The following is a 16,881-nucleotide window of genomic DNA, read 5'->3' as shown; positions in this document are numbered from 1 at the left end:
AAGTGAGCCGGCAATGAAGCAGCGCACACTGTGGTCCGCAGTCCTGGTCGCGGGGTTGATGGCGACCGCGGGTTGCGGCAGTGCCGCCGGACCGGGTTCTCCGGCGGGCGGATCGGGCGACAAGCTCGTGGTCTGGGACTGGAAGTCCGGTGACGCGAAGGCGGCGGGCTACGTCGAGAAGGCCAAGGCCGACTTCGCCAAGAAGCACCCCGGTGTGGACGTGCAGTTCGTGGCCCAGCCGTTCGACCAGTACTACACGCTGCTCGGGACGGCCATCCAGTCCGGCAAGGGGCCCGACGTCATCCTCTTCAACGGCGGCGGGCAGATCCGCGACCGGTCCGACGCCCTCGCCCCGCTGGACTCCTACGTCGCCGAGGACAGGCAGCGGCTGGCGGGCTGGGAGGCGTTCAGCAAGGCCGGGAAGGTCTACGCCGCACCGGTCACCCTGCAGGGGCATCCGTTCTACTACAACAAGGACCTCTACCAGAAGGCGGGCCTGAACCCGGACGCCCCGGCCAAGACCTGGGCCGACTTCGTCAAGAACTGCGGCACCATCACCGAGAAGACCGGCGCGAAGTGCTTCGCCCTCGGCAACAAGGAGGGCTACGGCATCCAGTTCTTCCTGTCCGCCATGGGATCGGCGACGCTGACCGCGCAGGAGTACGACGACTGGGTCGCGGGCAAGCGGAACTGGACCTCGCCGGACGTGAAGCGGATCTTCGAGCTCTGGAAGGAAGCGGGCGACTCCGGCCTGAACAACGACGGCGTCAACTCGACCGCGATGTTCAACGACGAGTTCGCGCTGTTCCAGTCCGGCAAGGCCGCCAACGTCATCGGCCTGATGTCGGACGTGGGGCACTGGAAGGACTTCGCCGAGTTCATCGCCCCGGACAAGATCGGCGTCATGCAGGCGCCCGTGGTCAACACCGCGGCGACGCCGAGCCTGCCCTACGACGGCGGCATCGGCTACGCGGTCGCCAAGTGGACCAAGGACCCGAAGCTGGCCGCGGACCTGGTGCGCTCGCTGACCTCGACCGACGCCCTGAAGACCTTCTACGCCGACGGGGGCGCCATCACCTCCGACACCTCGATCGACGTGTCCGCGGGCGGCCCGTCCGTCAAGACCATCGTCTCAGAGGTCAAGGCGGGCAAGCCTGCCCTGCACGTCGCGCTGTCGTCGAAGACGCTGGACCTCATGGGCAGGCTCTCCCAGCAGCTGCTCAGCGGGTCGACCACCGTCGACGACGCGGTGGCGCAGCTGGCCGCCTCCGACACGACGGGATGACCGACGTGGCCCCACCGTCCTTGTCGCCCAGCGGTCTGGCCGCCCCGACCACGGGTGTCCGACCGCAGGCCACCGCCCCGCCCCGGCGCAACCGCGTCGGGTCGCGGGCGGAGCGCCTGGCGCCGCTCGTCCTCGTGGCACCGGCCGTCCTGGTCATCGTGGTGCTGCGGTTGTGGCCGCTGCTGCTGGGGATCAACTTCTCGTTCACCGGCGACGGCGACCGCAACGGCACGGCGGTCGGCCTCGACAACTACCTCACGCTCCTCGACGACCCGCTCTTCCGCACGGCGCTGGGCAACGTCGGCCTGCTCGTGCTGCTCCTCCCGGTCGCCGTCGCGATCCCCGGCCTGCTGGCCACGTTCATCCACCTGAAGGTGCCGGGGCACCGGCTCTACCGCGGCGTCTACTTCTTCCCCGCCGTGCTCTCCCCGGTGATCGTCGGGGCGATCTTCACCCTGCTGCTGGCCTACGACGGTCCGCTCAACTCGCTGCTCGGCGGCCTGGGCATCGGACCGGTGGACTGGCTCGGCGACCCCGACGTGGCCATCTTCGCCGTCGTCGGCGTGCACGTCTGGGCCACCTTCGGCATGGCGCTGGTCGTCTTCCTGGCCGGGTTCGCCACCCTCGACTCCTCGCTGCTCGACGCGGCCAAAGTGGACGGTGCCTCGCTGCCCCAGACCATCCGGCACGTGATCGTCCCCGGCCTGTCCCGCACGATCCAGTTCGTCTTCATCACCACCATGATCGGCATGCTCACCTCGATGTTCGGCCTGCTGTTCGTGATGACCAGCGGCGGACCCGAGGGCTCGACGTACCTGCCCGAGTACTACATCTGGACCCAGCAGGGGCAGATGAACCGACCCGCGCTCGCCTCCGCGGCGTCGACGGCCCTGTTCCTGATCATGCTCGTGGTGGGACTGGCCCAGATCGCCGTGCTGCGCCGCGCCGCGGGGAAGGAGGACTGATGTCGGGCACCCGCTGGGCGAGGTGGGTCGTCGCGGTGCCGATGGCCGCGCTCGCGCTGGCCACGATCTACCCGCTGCTGTTCACCGCCAACGTCTCGATGAAGACCCGGCGCGACTACACCCTCGACCGGTTCTCGCTCACCGACTCCCCGCGCCTGGACAACGTCGTCAAGGCGTGGACGAGCGTCGGGATGTCCCGTTACTTCCTGAACTCGGTGGTCGTCGTGGCCTGCTCGGTCGCGCTGTTGCTGCTGCTCGGGTCGATGGCGGGCTTCGCGCTCGGCAGGCTGCGCTTCCGCGGCTCCTCGGCCCTCTTCCTCGGGATCCTGGCCGCGCTGTTCGTCCCGTTCCAGGTGATCATGGTCCCGCTGGCGCGGATCATGGCGGACACCGGCCTCGTCGACACCTACCCCGGACTCGTGCTCGCGTACGTGGCGCAGTTCCTCCCGTTCACGATCTTCCTGATGGCGAGCTACTACTCGACCGTGCCGCCGGAGATCATCGACGCCGCGCGCATCGACGGGAACACCGTGTACGGCGTCTACTGGCGGATCATGCTCCCGATCGGAGCCCCCGCGCTGCTGTCGGTGGGCGTGCTCAACGCCCTGTTCTGCTGGAACGACGTGCTGATCTCCCTGCTGATGATGCCCTCCGCCGAGCACCGCACGCTCATGGTCGGCGTCACGTCGTTGCGCGGGCAGTACTCCGACGACATCCCCACGTTCGCCTCGGGCGTGCTGATCGCCGCGATCCCCGTCCTGGTCGTCTACCTGTTCCTGCAACGCCAGATCGCCGACGGCGTCACCGCCGGGTCCACGAAGGGCTGACATGCGCATCACCGGGTACCGGACCCTCACGACGGTCCAGGACTGGGGCCGACCGATCGGCGACGCCAACGGCGTCTACGCCGACGGCCGGGTCCGGGTGCCGATCGTCGTCGTCGAGACCGACGCGGGCTTCACCGGCGTCGGTCTCGGACCGCACGTGGAGATCGAGAGCGTCTTCGCCGCCATCGAGGGCGAGGACCCGCGCGGCGTGACCGCCCTGTACGACCGGATGCTGCGCCGGACGTTCAAGGCGGGGCACGCGGGGCAGGTGTTCGGCACCATCGGCGCCCTCGACACCGCGCTGTGGGACATCAAGGCCCAGGCGGCGGGGGAACCGCTGTGGCGGCTGCTCGGCGGGCGCGACCGCCGGGTGCCCGCCTACGCCTCCGGCCTGGACATCGGGCTCGACGACGACGAGTTCGTCGCGGTCTACCAGGCCTACGCCGACCGCGGCCTGCGGGCGGCGAAGGTCAAGGGGGGCCTCGACGTCGACCGGGACCGGCACCGCCTCGCCCTGGTCCGCGACGTGCTCACCGAGGCGGGGCGCGGGGCGCGGCCGAGCCTGATGCTCGACGTCAACGAGACCTGGACGCGCAAGCAGGCCGTCCGCCACGTCGGGGAGATCGAGCGGACGCTCGACCTGACCTGGGTCGAGGAGCCGGTCCGGCGCTGGGACGTGGAGGGCCACCTCGCCGTCGGCCGCGGCGTCCGCGCCTCGGTCGCCACCGGCGAGAACCTCACCGGGCTCGAACAGCACCGCCCGCTCATCGCCGCGGGCGCGGTCGACGTCGTCCAGACGGCCGCGGTCTGGGGCATCACCCACTTCCTCCGGGTCGCCACCCTCGCGCACGCCCACGACCTGCCCGTCAGCCCCATCGGCACCAGCCCGATCGGCCTGCTGCACGCCGCCACGTCGGTGCCCAACCACCTCGTCAGCGAGCTCCAGGACCTCGAACCCGCGCTGGGCGTCGTGCTCGACCACCACGTCGAGGACGGCGCGTTCGTCCTCGGCGACCGCCCCGGCCTCGGCCTGCGGATCGACGAGGACGCGATCGCCGCGTCGGTCCACCTGCTCCCCCACCCGATGTCCGGCGGCGCGCACATCCGGCCCGAACGCGCGGGCCACCGCCTGCACCCGGTCGAGGCGGGCCGGGAGGCCGCGGGCGCCGCCCTCAACGCCTGACCCGACACTCCAGGAGACCCGCATGGGCGACGCACAGCGCTACGGCATGGTGATCGGGCTGCGGCCGGAACGGCGCGAGGAGTACCTCCGGCTGCACGCGGCGGTCTGGCCCGCCGTCGAACGGACGATGCTGGACGCCAACATCCGCAACTTCACGATCTTCCTGCACGGCGACCTGCTGTTCGGCTACTACGAGTACACCGGCGACGACCACGCCGCCGACCAGGCCCGCATCGCCGCCGACCCGGAGACCCGCCGCTGGTGGACGTTCACCGACCCGTGCCAGGAGCCGCTGGCCGAGCCCGGCTCCGGCGGCCGGTGGGCGCCGATGCGCGAGGTCTGGCACCTGGACGACCCCGACACGGGACCACCCGCCGGGTGACGGGGCGGTGGGCGCCGTCGACAGGGCGGGCCGAGCGGAGGACTGTACCCGCCCGACGTCAGCGGGTGCCGCCCCGGTGGAGGACCGGGAGGTCGGCGTCGGGCAGGAGGTCGGCGTCGCGGCCGACGTGCTCGCGCAGCCAGCGCTCGGTGGTGTTGATGTGCAGGAGGGCGGCGGCCTGGGCGAGCCCGGCGTCGCGCAGGACCAGCGCCTCGTAGATCGCCTCGTGCTCGGCCAGGGTGCGGCTGGCCGCCTTGTCGTCGACCAGCCCGCGCCAGACCCGCGCGCGGACCGTGCGGCTGGAGATGCCCTCCAGCAGGGTCGTCAGCGTGGCGTTGCCGGTGGCGGCCACGACCGCGCGGTGGAAGGCGGCGTCGTGCTGGTTGAGCAGCTCGACGTCGTCGCGCGCCGCCCGCATCGCGTGCAGGTGCTGTTCGACCTCGAAGAGCTCGCCTGCGGAGATGCGGGTGGCGGCGAGCCCCGTCGCCACCGGCTCGAACAGCCTGCGCACCTCGGTGATCTCGAGCAGGGTGTCGCCGCGCAGCAGCTCCACGGCGGAGGAGATGCCGCCCAGCAGCACCTCCGGCTCCAGGCTGGTCACGTAGGTGCCGTCACCGCGCCGGATCTCGAGCACCCGCGCGACCACCAGCGCCTTGACCGCCTCCCGCATCAGGTTCCGGGACAGCCCCAGCTCGGCCGCCAGCTGCTGCTCGGGCGGCAGCTTGGACCCCGGCGACAGCTCGCCCGACCCGATCAGGTCCCTGATGCGGTCGATGGCCTTGTCGGTCAGTGACATCGATCGCTCTCCCCGGTCGTCTCGCGCACCACGGGAGGCTAGCAATACATCCCATCTCTTCGGAAGAGATGGGATGTCCGTTTCCACGCCACGGCGACAACACTCCTGATCCAGCCCCGAATTCTGACCAATTGAGCTGTGACCATGGACACAGGAACGTTCGTGGCCTATAAATCCATCCCATGTCCTCATCCTCCTGTTGCACAGCGGACACGCCGTTGACACACGACCAGGAGCGGACCCGACACCCCAGCCGTTCCGCCCGAGGGAGCACCGGACGATGACCGAGCTGATCACCGCCGTCGACGCGGTCGACGTGCGGTTCCCCACCTCGCTGGACCTCGACGGCTCCGACGCGATGAACCCCGAGCCCGACTACTCCGCCGCCTACGTGACCATCCGCACGAGCGATGGCGCCGAGGGGCACGGGCTCGCGTTCACCGTGGGGCGCGGCAACGACGTCGAGGTCGCCGCCGTGCGGGCCCTCGCGCCCCTGGTGACCGGCCTGTCCGTGGACGACGTGCTCAGCGACCTCGGCGCCTTCTCCCGGCGCCTGACCGGCGACAGCCAGCTGCGCTGGCTCGGCCCGGAGAAGGGCGCCATCCACATGGCCGCCGCCGCGGTCGTCAACGCGGTGTGGGACCTCTACGGGCGCAGGCAGGGCAAGCCCGTGTGGCGGCTGCTCTCGGAGCTGGCGCCCGAGCAGCTCGTCGACCTCGTCGACTTCCGCTACCTGGAGGACGCCCTCACCCGCGACGAGGCGCTGGACATCCTGCGCCGCGCCGAACCGGGGCGCGCCGAGCGCACGGCCCACCTGCTCAGCGACGGCTACCCCGCCTACACGACCACGCCCGGTTGGCTGGGCTACGACGACGAGAAGCTCGTGCGCCTGTCCAGGGAGGCCGTCGCCGACGGCTTCACCCAGATCAAGCTCAAGGTCGGCGCCGACCTCGCCGACGACGAACGCCGCCTGCGGCTGGCCCGCGAGGCCGTGGGACCCGACATCAGGATCGCCGTCGACGCCAACCAGGCGTGGGGCGTGCGGCAGGCGATCGACTGGATGTCCGCGCTCGCCCGGTACGACCCGTACTGGATCGAGGAGCCCACCTCGCCCGACGACATCCTCGGCCACGCCGCCATCCGGCGGGCCCTGGCGCCGATGAAGGTCGCCACCGGCGAGCACACGCACAACCAGGTGATGTTCAAGCAGCTGCTCCAGGCGGAGGCGATCGACGTCCTGCAGCTCGACGCCAGCCGCACCGCGGGTGTCACCGAGAACGTCGCGGTCCTGCTGCTGGCCGCCAAGTTCGGGGTCCCGGTCTGCCCCCACGCGGGCGGGGTGGGGCTGTGCGAGATGGTCCAGCACCTGGCGATGTTCGACTACGTCGCCGTCAGCGGCAGCACCGAGGACCGCGTCGTCGAGTACGTCGACCACCTGCACGAGCACTTCACCGACCCGGTGCGCATCCGCGACGGCCACTACCTCGCGCCGACGGCACCCGGCATCAGCGCCCAGCTGCACGCCGCGTCCATCACCGCCCACACCTTCCCCGACGGGCCCGTCTGGAACAGGCAGGCCACCGCGTGAGCACCCCCGACCTGCCCCACACCCGTTAGGAGACCGCCGTGAAGACCAGACCCCTCGCAGGCTTCGGCATCGTCGCCGCGCTCGCCGCGGCGCTCAGCGGCTGCGGCACCACCGCGGGCTCGGGCGCGGCGGGCGGCGCACCCGTGGTCGGCGTCGACTACCCGCGGTCCGACACCGACTTCTGGAACTCCTACATCAAGTACACGCCGGAGTTCGCCAAGGAGCTGGGCCTGGACCTGAAGACCACGAACTCGCAGAACGACGTCGCGAAGCTCACCGCCAACGCCCAGACGTTCATCAGCCAGGGCGTCAAGGGGGTGGCGATGGCCCCGCAGGACACCGCGGCCATCGCGCCGACCCTGGACCAGCTGTCGGCCAAGAAGATCCCGGTCGTCACGGTGGACACCCGACCCGACAGCGGCGACGTCTTCATGGTGGTCCGGGCCGACAACCGGGCCTACGGCGAGAAGGCCTGCCGGTTCCTCGGCGCGAAGCTGGCGGGCAAGGGCGCGGTCGTGATGCTGCAGGGCGACCTCGCCTCGATCAACGGCCGCGACCGCACCGAGGCGTTCAACGACTGCATGAAGTCGAACTACCCCGGCATCACCGTCTACGGGGAGGCGACGAACTGGGACGGCGCGATCGCCGCGCAGAAGCTCCAGACCGACCTCACCGCCCACCCGGACATCCGGGGCGTCTACATGCAGTCCAGTTTCGCGCTCGCCGGGACGCTCCAGGTGCTCAAGCAGAAGGACCTGCTGGTCGGGCCGCAGGACCCCAAGCACGTGTTCGTGGTCTCCAACGACGGCATCCCCGAGGAGCTCAAGAACATCGCCGAGGGGCACGTCGACGCGACCGTCTCCCAGCCGGCCGACCTCTACGCCAAGTACGCCCTGCAGTACCTCAAGGCCGCGATCGACGGGAAGACGTTCGCGCCCGGCAAGACCGACCACGACAGCACGATCGTCCAGGTCCGCGACGGGTTGCTGGAGGACCAGCTCTCCGCGCCGCTGGTCACCTCGGACGGCGGCACCTACGACGGCGTCCCCAGCCTCAAGAACGACGACAAGTCCTTGTGGGGCAACAAGCTCTAGCAGGAGGGAGACGAGCGACATGGTCGCGGCCCCACCCGTCGCCGAGGCGACGGGAGTGACGAAGCGGTTCGGGTCCACAGCGGCGCTGCTGGAGGCCTCCATCAGGATCGAGGAGGGGCAGACGCACGCGCTGGTGGGGCGCAACGGGGCGGGCAAGTCCACCCTGGTGTCCATCCTCACCGGGCTCCAGGCGGCCGACGAGGGCGCGGTCGCCTTCGGCGGCGAGCCCGCTCCCCGGCTCACCGACCGCGACGCGTGGCGGCGGCGGGTGGCGTGCGTCTACCAGAAGTCCACGATCATCCCCGAGCTGACCGTCGCCGAGAACCTCTTCCTCAACCGGCACGACCGCGGCCGGGGCGGGCTGATCAGCTGGCGGACGGTCCGCGAGCGGGCGCGGGAGCTGCTGGAGACCTGGTCGGTCGACGTGGACGTGCGGGTGCCCGCGGGCGACCTCGACGTGGAGCAGCGGCAGTTCCTGGAGATCGCCAGGGCGCTGTCGTTCGGGGCGCGGTTCATCGTCCTGGACGAGCCGACCGCCCAGCTGGACGGCGCGGCCATCGCCCGGCTGTTCGCCCGGATCAGGGACCTCCAGCGGCAGGGCGTCACCTTCCTGTTCATCAGCCACCACCTCCAGGAGGTCTACGAGATCTGCGACACCGTCACGGTGTTCCGCGACGCCCGGCACGTCCTGACCGCCGCGGTCGGCGACCTGCCGAGGGCGGAGCTGGTGGCGGCCATGACCGGCGAGGCCGCGGCGGAGGCGGGCGCGGCGCGAAGCGGTCCCCCGGCGGGGGCGGCGACCGTGCTCGCCGTGACCGGCGCGTCCCTGCCCGGCCGCTACGAGGACGTGTCGTTCCAGGTCCGGGCCCGCGAGGTCGTCGGCCTGGCGGGCGCGGCGAACAGCGGCCGCATCGAGGTGGCGGAGACCGTCGCGGGCCTGCGGGCCGCCGCCGACGGCGTCGTGGAGATCGACGGCGTGCGCCCCGCGCCGGGCAGCGTGCCCGCGGCGCTGGCCGCGGGCGTCGGTTTCGTGCCGCAGGACCGGCACCACCAGGGCTACGTGCCGCGGATGTCCATCGCCGACAACGGGACCCTGACCATCCCGGACCGGCTCGGCCGGGCGGGCTTCATTGACGGCCGCCGCCGGGACTCCTTCGCCCGGTCCATGATCGGGAAGCTCGCGATCAAGACGCCGGGGCCGGAGCTGCCGGTCTCCGGCCTGTCCGGCGGCAACCAGCAGAAGGTCGTCATGGCCCGCGCGCTGGCGAACGACCCGAAGCTGCTGGTGCTGGTCAACCCGACCGCGGGTGTCGACGTGCGGTCCAAGGAGTTCCTCCTCGCCAAGGTCGAGGAGATCGCCGAGTCCGGTGCCGGGGTGCTCATCGCCTCCGACGAGCTCGACGACCTGCGCCTGTGCGACCGGGTCCTGGTGGTGTTCCAGGGCCGCGTGGTCGCCGAGATCCCCCGCGGCTGGCACGACCACCAGCTCGTGGCCGCCATGGAAGGAGTCGACCTCGATGGTTGAGACCAGCACCGGGACCGCGGTCACCGCGAGCACCCCGGCCGAGGACGGCCCGCCGCCGCGCGCCGGGGGCAGGCGGATCGCCTTCGCCCGGCTGCGCGACCTGGCGCTCATCCCCGCGATCATCGTGATCGCGGTCGTGGGGCAGCTGGTCAGCCCGGTCTTCCTGCGCGGGGACAACCTGCTCAACGTGCTGCAGACCATGTCGGAGATCGCGATCCTGGTGCTGGCGCAGACGCTCGTGCTGGTCGTGAAGAAGATGGACCTCTCGCTGGAGTCCACCGTCGGCCTCGCCCCCGGTGTCGCCGCGTGGCTCACGGTGCCCGTCGGCGCGGGCCACGGGCTGGGCCTGCTGCCGGGCGGCTGGTCGGTGCCGGTCACGCTCGCGGTCGGGGTGCTCGTCGGCGTCGTCAACGCGCTGTTCATCATCCGGTTCGGGCTCAACGGGTTCATCGTGACGCTCGGCATGCTGATCGTGCTGCGCGGCATCCTGACCGGGATCTCCGGCGGCCAGACGTTCTTCCGGCTGCCGGGGTCGATGCTCTACCTCGGCACCACGCAGTGGCTCGGCGTGCCCGCGTCGGTGTGGCTGTGCCTGGCCCTGTTCGCGGTCGGCATCGTGGTGCTCGGCTTCACCAGCTTCGGCCGGTCCCTGTACGCGATCGGCGGCAACGTCGACGCGGCCAAGGCGGCGGGCATCCGCACCGACCGGGTGCTCTGGATCGTGATCGTCACCGCCAGCCTGCTCGCGGCCGTCGCGGGCCTGCTGCTGTCCGGGCGGCTGGCGTCGGTGGCCTCCGCGCAGGGCAACGGCTACATCTTCACCGTGTTCGCCGCGGCCGTCATCGGCGGCATCAGCCTCAACGGCGGCAAGGGCACGGTGTTCGGCGCCTTCACCGGCATCCTGCTGCTGTACATGATCCAGAACGTGCTCACCCTCGCGGGCGTCCCCGCGCAGTGGATCGGCGCGCTCAACGGCGCGATCATCCTGATCGCGCTGGCGCTGTCCCGCGTCACCGGGGGCAAGGTCCAGGACTGACCCCCGACCCGCGTCACCAGTCGACCGACACGGCGTCGGGCGGCCGGGCCCGCACACCGGCTCGTCCTGGTCAGCCCCCGCCGGAGATGGCACCAACGAGGAGACGACGATGAAATCCACTTCCTTACGCCTCGCCGCGATGGGCGGCGCCCTGGCGCTGATCGCGGCGACGAGCGCCTGCGGCTCGTCCACGAAGACCGTGGACCAGCAGGCGGGAACCGGGTCCGGCGCGGGGTCGCTGGTCGGCGTCACGATGCCGACCATGTCCTCCGAGCGGTGGATCCACGACGGCGACAACATCAAGGCGGCACTGGAGAAGCAGGGCTACCAGGTCGACCTGCAGTACGCCCAGGACGACATCCCGACGCAGGCCAACCAGATCGAGAACCAGATCACCAAGGGCGCCAAGGTGCTCATCGTGGCCTCCATCGACGGCAAGTCGCTCACCAGCCAGGTCCAGCAGGCGGCGGACCGCAAGATCCCGGTCATCTCCTACGACCGGCTGATCCTCAACAGCCCGAACGTCGACTACTACGCCACCTTCGACAACTTCAAGGTCGGCGTCGAGCAGGCCACGTCCCTGCTGACCGGTCTCGGGCTGAAGAAGGCCGACGGATCCGCGGGCGACGCGACGGGTCCGTTCAACGTCGAGCTGTTCGCGGGCTCGCCGGACGACAACAACGCCACGTTCTTCTTCAACGGCGCCATGTCCGTCCTCAAGCCGTACCTGGACAAGGGCACCCTGGTCGTCAAGAGCGGCCAGAAGGACTTCGGCACGGTCGCCGTCCTGCGGTGGGACGCGGCCGCCGCGCAGCGGCGCATGGAGGACGTCATCACCTCCAGCTACGGCGGCGGCGCGCACGTGCAGGGCGTGCTCTCCCCCTTCGACGGCATGTCCATCGGCATCCTGTCCGCGCTCCGGAGCAACGGCTACGGCAGCGCCACCCAGCCCTACCCGATCGTGACCGGCCAGGACGCCCAGGTCCCCTCGGTCAAGTCGATCATCGCCGGTGAGCAGTACTCCACCGTGTACAAGGACACGCGCCAGCTCGCCGACGTCGCGGTGAAGATGGCCGACGCCGTCCTGAAGGGCGGCAAGCCCGAGATCAACAACCCCGGCGACTACGACAACGGCAAGAAGGTCGTCCCCACGTTCACCCTCCCCGTGGTCACCGTCGACAAGGCCAACTACCAGAAGGTCCTGATCGACTCCGGTTACCTGACCGCGGACCAGATCAGGTAACCACCGCGCCCCGTCGAGCACGGGGGCGACCGGTGCCGCCGCCACCGGTCGCCCCCGACCAAGCAGTCCACTGTGGACTTCCACCGGACCCCGGCTACACCTCCACGGAGTCCACAGCGGCCGCCGCGAGGTGGCCGCGGACGAAGCGCCCCGCCCGGTGCAGAGCCTCGGCGCCTTCCTCCAGGACGGCGGCGAACGCCTGGAACACGTGCGGCACACCGGGGACGACGTCCAGGACCACCGGCACGTCGTCGGCGGCGGCCCGGACCGCCAGGCGGGTGGCGTCGTCGAGCAGCACCTCGCTCGACCCCGCCTGCACGAGCAGCGGAGGGAGCCCGGTCAGGTCCGCGAAGACCGGGCTCACCCCGGGGTCGGCCGGGTCCACGCCGGTGCCGTCCAGGTAGTCGGCGATCCTGGTGCGGATCGCCGCGGCGGTGATGTTCGGGTCGACCGCGGCCTTGGTGCGGAAGCTCTCCCCGCTCACGGTCAGGTCGGTCATCGGGGAGAACAGCACGGCCGCGGCGGGGCGGGCGAGCCCTTCGTCCCGGACGGCCAGGAGGAGTTCCAGTGCGAGGTTCCCACCGGCCGACTCGCCGGACACGACGACGTTCGCCGCGCTCCCCTCGCGGTCGAGCAGCGCCCGGTACGCGGCGACCACGTCCTCGACCGCCGCCGGGTACGGGTTCTCCGGCGCCAGTCGGTACTCCACCGCGACGACGTCGAGCCCGGCCGACCGGGCCAGGCTCGACGCGAGCCCGATCGAACCGCCCGCCGAGCCGAGCGCGAACCCGCCTCCGTGCAGGTGCAGGAGCGTCCCGAGAGCCCGCGTCCCGACCAGCTCGGCGAACACCACGGGCACACCGCCGAGCTCACCGGTGGACGTGCGGACGTCCTCGGGCAGGGGGTGTGCGGTGAGCAGCCGCTCCAGCCGCGGCCGCTGGGCCAGGACATCCCCGCCGAGGTCGAAGTCCGCGTCCCGGAGGAGGCGGTGGACCACTTCCCGCTGTTCTTCACCCATGACCGTTCCCGTCGTAGACGTCCCGCAGTTGCATCAGCGCTAACCAGATTAGCACTAAGCTAGTTGCCGTTAAGCTAACCTGACGCCGTGGGAGACGCGCGAGTGCGAGGAACGAAGCCGGTCACGGACCTGCGGAAGGTCTTCGACGACCTGGTGCGGTTCGAGACGGTCCTGTGGAACACCGTCGACGCCCGGCTGCGCCGCGACCACGACTTCACCCTGGGCGGCCTGAACGTGCTGATGGTGGTCGACGCGACGGCCGGGTGCCGGGTGCACGACATCGCGCGGGCCCTCGCGATCACGGTCGGCGGCACCAGCCAGGCCGTGGACCGGCTGGAGAAGGCCGACCTGCTCGCCCGCAGGCCCAACCCCGAGGACCGGCGGTCATCCATCGTCGAACTGACCCCGACGGGCCGCACGATCCTCGATGCGGCACGGGCCACGTTCGACGACGAGCTCGAACGGCACCTGCGCGCACCGCTGTCCGCCGACACCCTGGCGCAGCTCGCCGGCGCGCTGGACACCGTCCGCCGGGCCACGACGACGCCGTCCGAGCCCTTCGGCACCGCGCCCTGACCGGAGTTCGACCGACCCCCACGGGCCGCCCCCTGACGCCGCGGCCTCGAACTACCCCGTACAGGTGGCCTGTCATGCAGGGTGGACCGGTCGCCCCGACGATGTGGAGGTGGAAATCGACACTGCCTGCGACCTGTGCGACGGCACCGGCGTGATGACCTGGCAGCAGCCCGTGCCCGACGCCGGCGGTCACGTGGTGCTCAGGCAGATGAGCCACCCCTGCGTGCGGGGCTGCGCGGGGTGGTGGAAGGCCCCCGCCGCGGAGAGCGGCGGCGTGGTGGACGTCGGCGTGCCGGACGGCGACGGCGACGTGCGGACCGGCAACGTCGCCGAGGCCAACCGCCTCCACCGCACCGACTGGTCCTCCCCCGTTGGGATCGAGCACGAGGACGGTCCCGCGACCGCGGGGTGAGACCTGTCCGGGGATCACCAGGGGAACCCCGGCGGCGGAAGCCCCGCCCGCGAAGGCGATCGTGGTCGCCCTGCCCGGCATGGCCGTCCCCGCGGTGGCGCCTACCGCACCACGTTGTGCGCCAACGACGTTCCGGCACGCCCCCGTGTGCGCGCGGGGAAGCGGTTGACACACGATGTGTTATCGCTAACATGCTGTGTTACACGCACGTGACAACGTCACCACCCGCAGGTGTTCCGGTGAAGACAGCTCCATCCCGCCGCTGACGCACTCCGCCCCACTCCACCTCCCGCATCGACGGGCGCTAAATGTTAGCGATAACAACCCTGTGGTGCTGTCCGCCCCGGTGAGGAGTCCCGGCACCGGCGGCGGTCAGGCTCGGCGCGCCTGTCCCGGTCGACCTAGGAGCCCCATGTCCTCGTCGTTGAGTCGTCGCAGGCTGTTGCAGGCCGCCGGGGTCGCGGCCGCCGCGAGCGCCGCGCCCGCGGTGTTCCGGGGTAGCGCCGAGGCCGCGGTGGTGCCCCCGGTGCGCGCGGACATCGGCGCGTTGTCCCAGCCGTTCGACCTGGGCCAGGTCCGGCTGGGCGCGGGTCGGTGGCTGGACAACCAGAACCGCACGCTGACCTACCTGAGGTTCGTCGACGTCGACCGGCTGCTCTACAACTTCCGCGCCAACCACCGCCTGTCGACCGGCGGCGCGGCGGCGCTCGGCGGGTGGGAGGCGCCGGACTTCCCGTTCCGCACGCACAGCCAGGGGCACTTCCTCACGGCCTGGGCGCAGGCCTGGGCGGTGCTGGGTGACACGACGTGCCGCGACCGGGCGGCCTACGCGGTCGCCGAGCTGGCCAAGTGCCAGGCGAACAACGCGGCCGCCGGGTTCACCTCCGGGTACCTGTCGGGGTTCCCGGAGTCGGACTTCGACGCGATGGAGGCGGGCAGCCCGAAGTCGGTGTCGTACTACGCGCTGCACAAGACCCTGGCCGGCCTGCTGGACGTGTGGCGCTTCGCCGGCAGCACGCAGGCGCGGGACGTGCTGCTGCGGTTCGCGGGCTGGGTGGACCGGCGCACGGGAAGGCTGTCCCAGAGCCAGATGCAACGCGTGCTGGGCACGGAGTTCGGCGGCATGAACGCCGTGCTGGCCGACCTGTACCAGCAGACCGGGGACGGCCGGTGGCTGGCCGCGGCGCAGCGGTTCGACCACGCGGCCGCGTTCGACCCGTTGGCCGCGAACCGGGACCAGCTCAACGGGGTGCACGCCAACACGCAGGTGCCCAAGTGGATCGGCGCGGCGCGCGAGTACAAGGCGACCGGGACCACCCGCTACCGCGACATCGCCACGAACGCGTGGAACACCACCGTGTCCGCGCACACCTACGTGATCGGCGGCAACAGCCAGGCCGAGCACTTCCGCGCGCCCAACGCCATCGCGGCCCACCTCGCCACCGACACGGCCGAGGCGTGCAACACCTACAACATGCTCAAGCTGACCCGCGAGCTGTGGCTGCTCGACCCGAGCCGGGCCGCCTACTTCGACTTCTACGAACGCGCCCTGCTCAACCACCTGATCGGCCAGCAGAACCCCGCCGACCCGCACGGCCACATCTGCTACTTCACCGGTCTCAACCCCGGCCACCGGCGCGGGAACACCGGTCCGGCGTGGGGCGGCGGCAACTGGAGCACCGACTACGGCACGTTCTGGTGCTGCCAGGGCACCGGTCTCGAGACGAACACCAAGCTCGCCGACTCGATCTACTTCCGCGACGGCACCACGTTGACCGTCAACCTCTACGCGCCTTCGGTGCTGACCTGGTCCGAACGCGGCATCACGGTCACCCAGAGCACCACCTACCCCGCGAGCGACACCACGACGCTGACCGTGTCGGGAAGTGCGGGCGACTCGTGGACGATGCGCCTGCGCATCCCCGCGTGGACCACCGGCGCGACGGTCGCCGTGAACGGGACCGTCCAGAACACCGCGACCACTCCCGGCACGTACGCGGCGCTCACCCGCTCGTGGGCGTCCGGCGACACCGTCACCCTCCGGCTGCCCATGCGGGTGGTCGCGGTGCCCGCCAACGACAACCCGGACGTCGTCGCCGTCACCTACGGTCCCGCCGTCCTGGCGGGGAACTACGGCAGCACCGCGCTGTCCGCGCTGCCGTCGCTCGACGTCGCCTCGGTCACCCGCACCAGCGGCTCGACGCTCGCGTTCACGGCGAAGGCCGACGGCGCGACCGTCGGCCTCGGCCCGTTCCACGACGCGCACGGCTACAACTACACCGTCTACTGGAGGACCGGCGGCAGCGTCACCACCCACCGCCTGGTCAACGCGGCCAGCGGGCTCGTGCTGGGCATCAGGGACATGTCGACCGCCGACGGCGGCCTCGCCCTGCAATGGGGTGACACCGGTACCGCCGACCACGACTGGGAGCTGGTCCCCGACGGCGGGGACGTGCGCCTCCGCAACGCCAACAGCGGCAAGGTCCTCGGCGTGGAGAACATGTCCACCGCCGACGGCGCCCGCGTCCTGCAGTGGTCCGACACCGGCACCGCCGACCACCGGTGGACGCTGCTCGACAACGGCGACGGCACCCACCGGATCCGCAACGCCAACAGCGGCAAGCTGCTCGGCATCCAGGGCGGCTCGACCGCGCAGGGCGCACAGGCGGTGCAGGACTCCGACAACGGCTCCGCGGACAACCGGTGGAGGCTGGTGCGCAACGGGTGAACGCGGTGCGGTCCGGCTGGGAACCGCCACCCGCCGACGCGGCCCGGTGACCTGCCCCTGGCAACGGGCAGGCCCCGGTCCGGTCGGTGGGCTCACAGCAGGACGCCCGCGATGAAGCCGATGACCAGAGAGCAGCAGCACAGCCTGACGACGAACTTCGACGTGAGGACCAACGTCATCTCCACGCACCCCCCTTCGGGCACTCGCCGGCGGCCATTGGGGT

The 16,881-nt window shown here is 71.2% G+C and carries 15 protein-coding genes; 13 read left to right on the top strand and 2 right to left on the bottom strand.

Translation table 11 applies throughout. The annotated features are described in order from the left end of the window. Positions 1-13: 13 nt before the first annotated feature. The 5 genes from CLV43_RS33000 to CLV43_RS32980 are packed head-to-tail and all read left to right on the top strand — an operon-like array spanning position 14 to position 4,642. Entirely contained in the window at positions 14-1,285 is a 1,272-nt protein-coding gene (locus CLV43_RS33000; RefSeq protein WP_106192176.1) for an ABC transporter substrate-binding protein, read from the top strand. 5 nt (positions 1,286-1,290) lie between these two features. Further along, complete coding sequence (locus tag CLV43_RS32995; protein ID WP_245887154.1) at positions 1,291-2,250, top strand: carbohydrate ABC transporter permease; 960 nt, start codon at positions 1,291-1,293, stop codon at positions 2,248-2,250. Continuing rightward, on the top strand, positions 2,250-3,077 hold the full coding sequence (locus CLV43_RS32990; RefSeq protein WP_106192174.1) for a carbohydrate ABC transporter permease: 828 nt from the start codon (positions 2,250-2,252) through the stop codon (positions 3,075-3,077). Before CLV43_RS32995 ends, CLV43_RS32990 begins: the two co-directional genes overlap by 1 nt. 1 nt (position 3,078) lies before the next feature. Then, on the top strand, positions 3,079-4,260 hold the full coding sequence (locus tag CLV43_RS32985) for a mandelate racemase/muconate lactonizing enzyme family protein (protein ID WP_106192172.1): 1,182 nt from the start codon (positions 3,079-3,081) through the stop codon (positions 4,258-4,260). A 22-nt stretch (positions 4,261-4,282) separates the two neighbouring features. Then, a complete protein-coding gene (locus CLV43_RS32980; RefSeq protein WP_106192171.1) occupies positions 4,283-4,642 on the top strand; it encodes an L-rhamnose mutarotase in 360 nt (119 codons plus the stop codon). 58 nt (positions 4,643-4,700) lie between these two features. On the opposite strand, the gene CLV43_RS32975 is transcribed toward CLV43_RS32980, so the two are convergent. Further along, complete coding sequence (locus CLV43_RS32975; protein WP_106192169.1) at positions 4,701-5,438, bottom strand: FadR/GntR family transcriptional regulator; 738 nt, start codon at positions 5,436-5,438, stop codon at positions 4,701-4,703. Between the two features lie 280 nt (positions 5,439-5,718). Here CLV43_RS32975 and CLV43_RS32970 point away from each other — a divergent pair, with 280 nt between their 5' ends. The 5 genes from CLV43_RS32970 (at position 5,719) to chvE (ending at position 11,924) form a co-directional block, all read left to right on the top strand. Beyond that, positions 5,719-7,026 carry an enolase C-terminal domain-like protein gene (locus CLV43_RS32970; RefSeq protein WP_106192167.1) on the top strand — a complete coding sequence of 436 codons (1,308 nt, stop codon included), beginning with the start codon at positions 5,719-5,721 and terminating at the stop codon, positions 7,024-7,026. A 38-nt stretch (positions 7,027-7,064) separates the two neighbouring features. Next, positions 7,065-8,120 carry a sugar ABC transporter substrate-binding protein gene (locus tag CLV43_RS32965; RefSeq protein ID WP_106192166.1) on the top strand — a complete coding sequence of 352 codons (1,056 nt, stop codon included), beginning with the start codon at positions 7,065-7,067 and terminating at the stop codon, positions 8,118-8,120. 19 nt (positions 8,121-8,139) lie between these two features. Then, complete coding sequence (locus CLV43_RS32960; RefSeq protein ID WP_106192164.1) at positions 8,140-9,645, top strand: sugar ABC transporter ATP-binding protein; 1,506 nt, start codon at positions 8,140-8,142, stop codon at positions 9,643-9,645. After that, positions 9,638-10,681 carry an ABC transporter permease gene (locus CLV43_RS32955; RefSeq protein ID WP_211304671.1) on the top strand — a complete coding sequence of 348 codons (1,044 nt, stop codon included), beginning with the start codon at positions 9,638-9,640 and terminating at the stop codon, positions 10,679-10,681. The genes CLV43_RS32960 and CLV43_RS32955 overlap by 8 nt, the downstream gene beginning before the upstream one ends. A 109-nt stretch (positions 10,682-10,790) precedes the next feature. Beyond that, positions 10,791-11,924: a multiple monosaccharide ABC transporter substrate-binding protein gene (gene chvE / locus CLV43_RS32950; RefSeq protein ID WP_170156124.1), complete on the top strand. Its 1,134-nt coding sequence runs from the start codon at positions 10,791-10,793 to the stop codon at positions 11,922-11,924. A 94-nt stretch (positions 11,925-12,018) separates the two neighbouring features. Here chvE and CLV43_RS32945 read toward each other — a convergent pair whose 3' ends face one another. Then, complete coding sequence (locus CLV43_RS32945) at positions 12,019-12,942, bottom strand: alpha/beta hydrolase (protein ID WP_106192161.1); 924 nt, start codon at positions 12,940-12,942, stop codon at positions 12,019-12,021. Between the two features lie 87 nt (positions 12,943-13,029). Between CLV43_RS32945 and CLV43_RS32940 the strand changes: the two genes are divergently transcribed. The 3 genes from CLV43_RS32940 to CLV43_RS32930 all read left to right on the top strand — a co-directional run bounded on the left by CLV43_RS32940 (position 13,030) and on the right by CLV43_RS32930 (position 16,658). Then, the gene (locus CLV43_RS32940; RefSeq protein WP_245887153.1) at positions 13,030-13,518 is read left to right on the top strand and encodes a MarR family winged helix-turn-helix transcriptional regulator; all 489 of its coding nucleotides are present in this window, start codon (positions 13,030-13,032) and stop codon (positions 13,516-13,518) included. A gap of 109 nt (positions 13,519-13,627) precedes the next feature. Beyond that, positions 13,628-13,930 (top strand): hypothetical protein, encoded by a 303-nt coding sequence (locus tag CLV43_RS48065; protein ID WP_170156123.1) that lies wholly within the window; start codon positions 13,628-13,630, stop codon positions 13,928-13,930. Positions 13,931-14,342: 412 nt separating this feature from the next. Continuing rightward, positions 14,343-16,658, top strand: coding sequence for a beta-L-arabinofuranosidase domain-containing protein (locus CLV43_RS32930; protein WP_106192156.1), 2,316 nt, complete (start codon positions 14,343-14,345; stop codon positions 16,656-16,658). Positions 16,659-16,881 lie beyond the last annotated feature (223 nt).

Origin of the sequence: Umezawaea tangerina (assembly GCF_003002815.1) — a bacterium.
Classification (GTDB): domain Bacteria; phylum Actinomycetota; class Actinomycetes; order Mycobacteriales; family Pseudonocardiaceae; genus Umezawaea; species Umezawaea tangerina.
This window is presented reverse-complemented; position numbering and strand designations above follow the sequence as displayed.

Coding starts and splice junctions, on each gene's coding strand:
- CLV43_RS32990 (WP_106192174.1), top strand. CDS start 2,250: ATGTCGGGCACCCGCTGGGCGAGGTGGGTCGTCGCGGTGCCGATGGCC.
- CLV43_RS32960 (WP_106192164.1), top strand. CDS start 8,140: ATGGTCGCGGCCCCACCCGTCGCCGAGGCGACGGGAGTGACGAAGCGG.
- CLV43_RS33000 (WP_106192176.1), top strand. CDS start 14: ATGAAGCAGCGCACACTGTGGTCCGCAGTCCTGGTCGCGGGGTTGATG.
- CLV43_RS32985 (WP_106192172.1), top strand. CDS start 3,079: ATGCGCATCACCGGGTACCGGACCCTCACGACGGTCCAGGACTGGGGC.
- CLV43_RS32970 (WP_106192167.1), top strand. CDS start 5,719: ATGACCGAGCTGATCACCGCCGTCGACGCGGTCGACGTGCGGTTCCCC.
- CLV43_RS32980 (WP_106192171.1), top strand. CDS start 4,283: ATGGGCGACGCACAGCGCTACGGCATGGTGATCGGGCTGCGGCCGGAA.
- CLV43_RS32955 (WP_211304671.1), top strand. CDS start 9,638: ATGGTTGAGACCAGCACCGGGACCGCGGTCACCGCGAGCACCCCGGCC.
- CLV43_RS32975 (WP_106192169.1), bottom strand. CDS start 5,438: ATGTCACTGACCGACAAGGCCATCGACCGCATCAGGGACCTGATCGGG.
- CLV43_RS32945 (WP_106192161.1), bottom strand. CDS start 12,942: ATGGGTGAAGAACAGCGGGAAGTGGTCCACCGCCTCCTCCGGGACGCG.
- CLV43_RS32930 (WP_106192156.1), top strand. CDS start 14,343: ATGTCCTCGTCGTTGAGTCGTCGCAGGCTGTTGCAGGCCGCCGGGGTC.
- chvE (WP_170156124.1), top strand. CDS start 10,791: ATGAAATCCACTTCCTTACGCCTCGCCGCGATGGGCGGCGCCCTGGCG.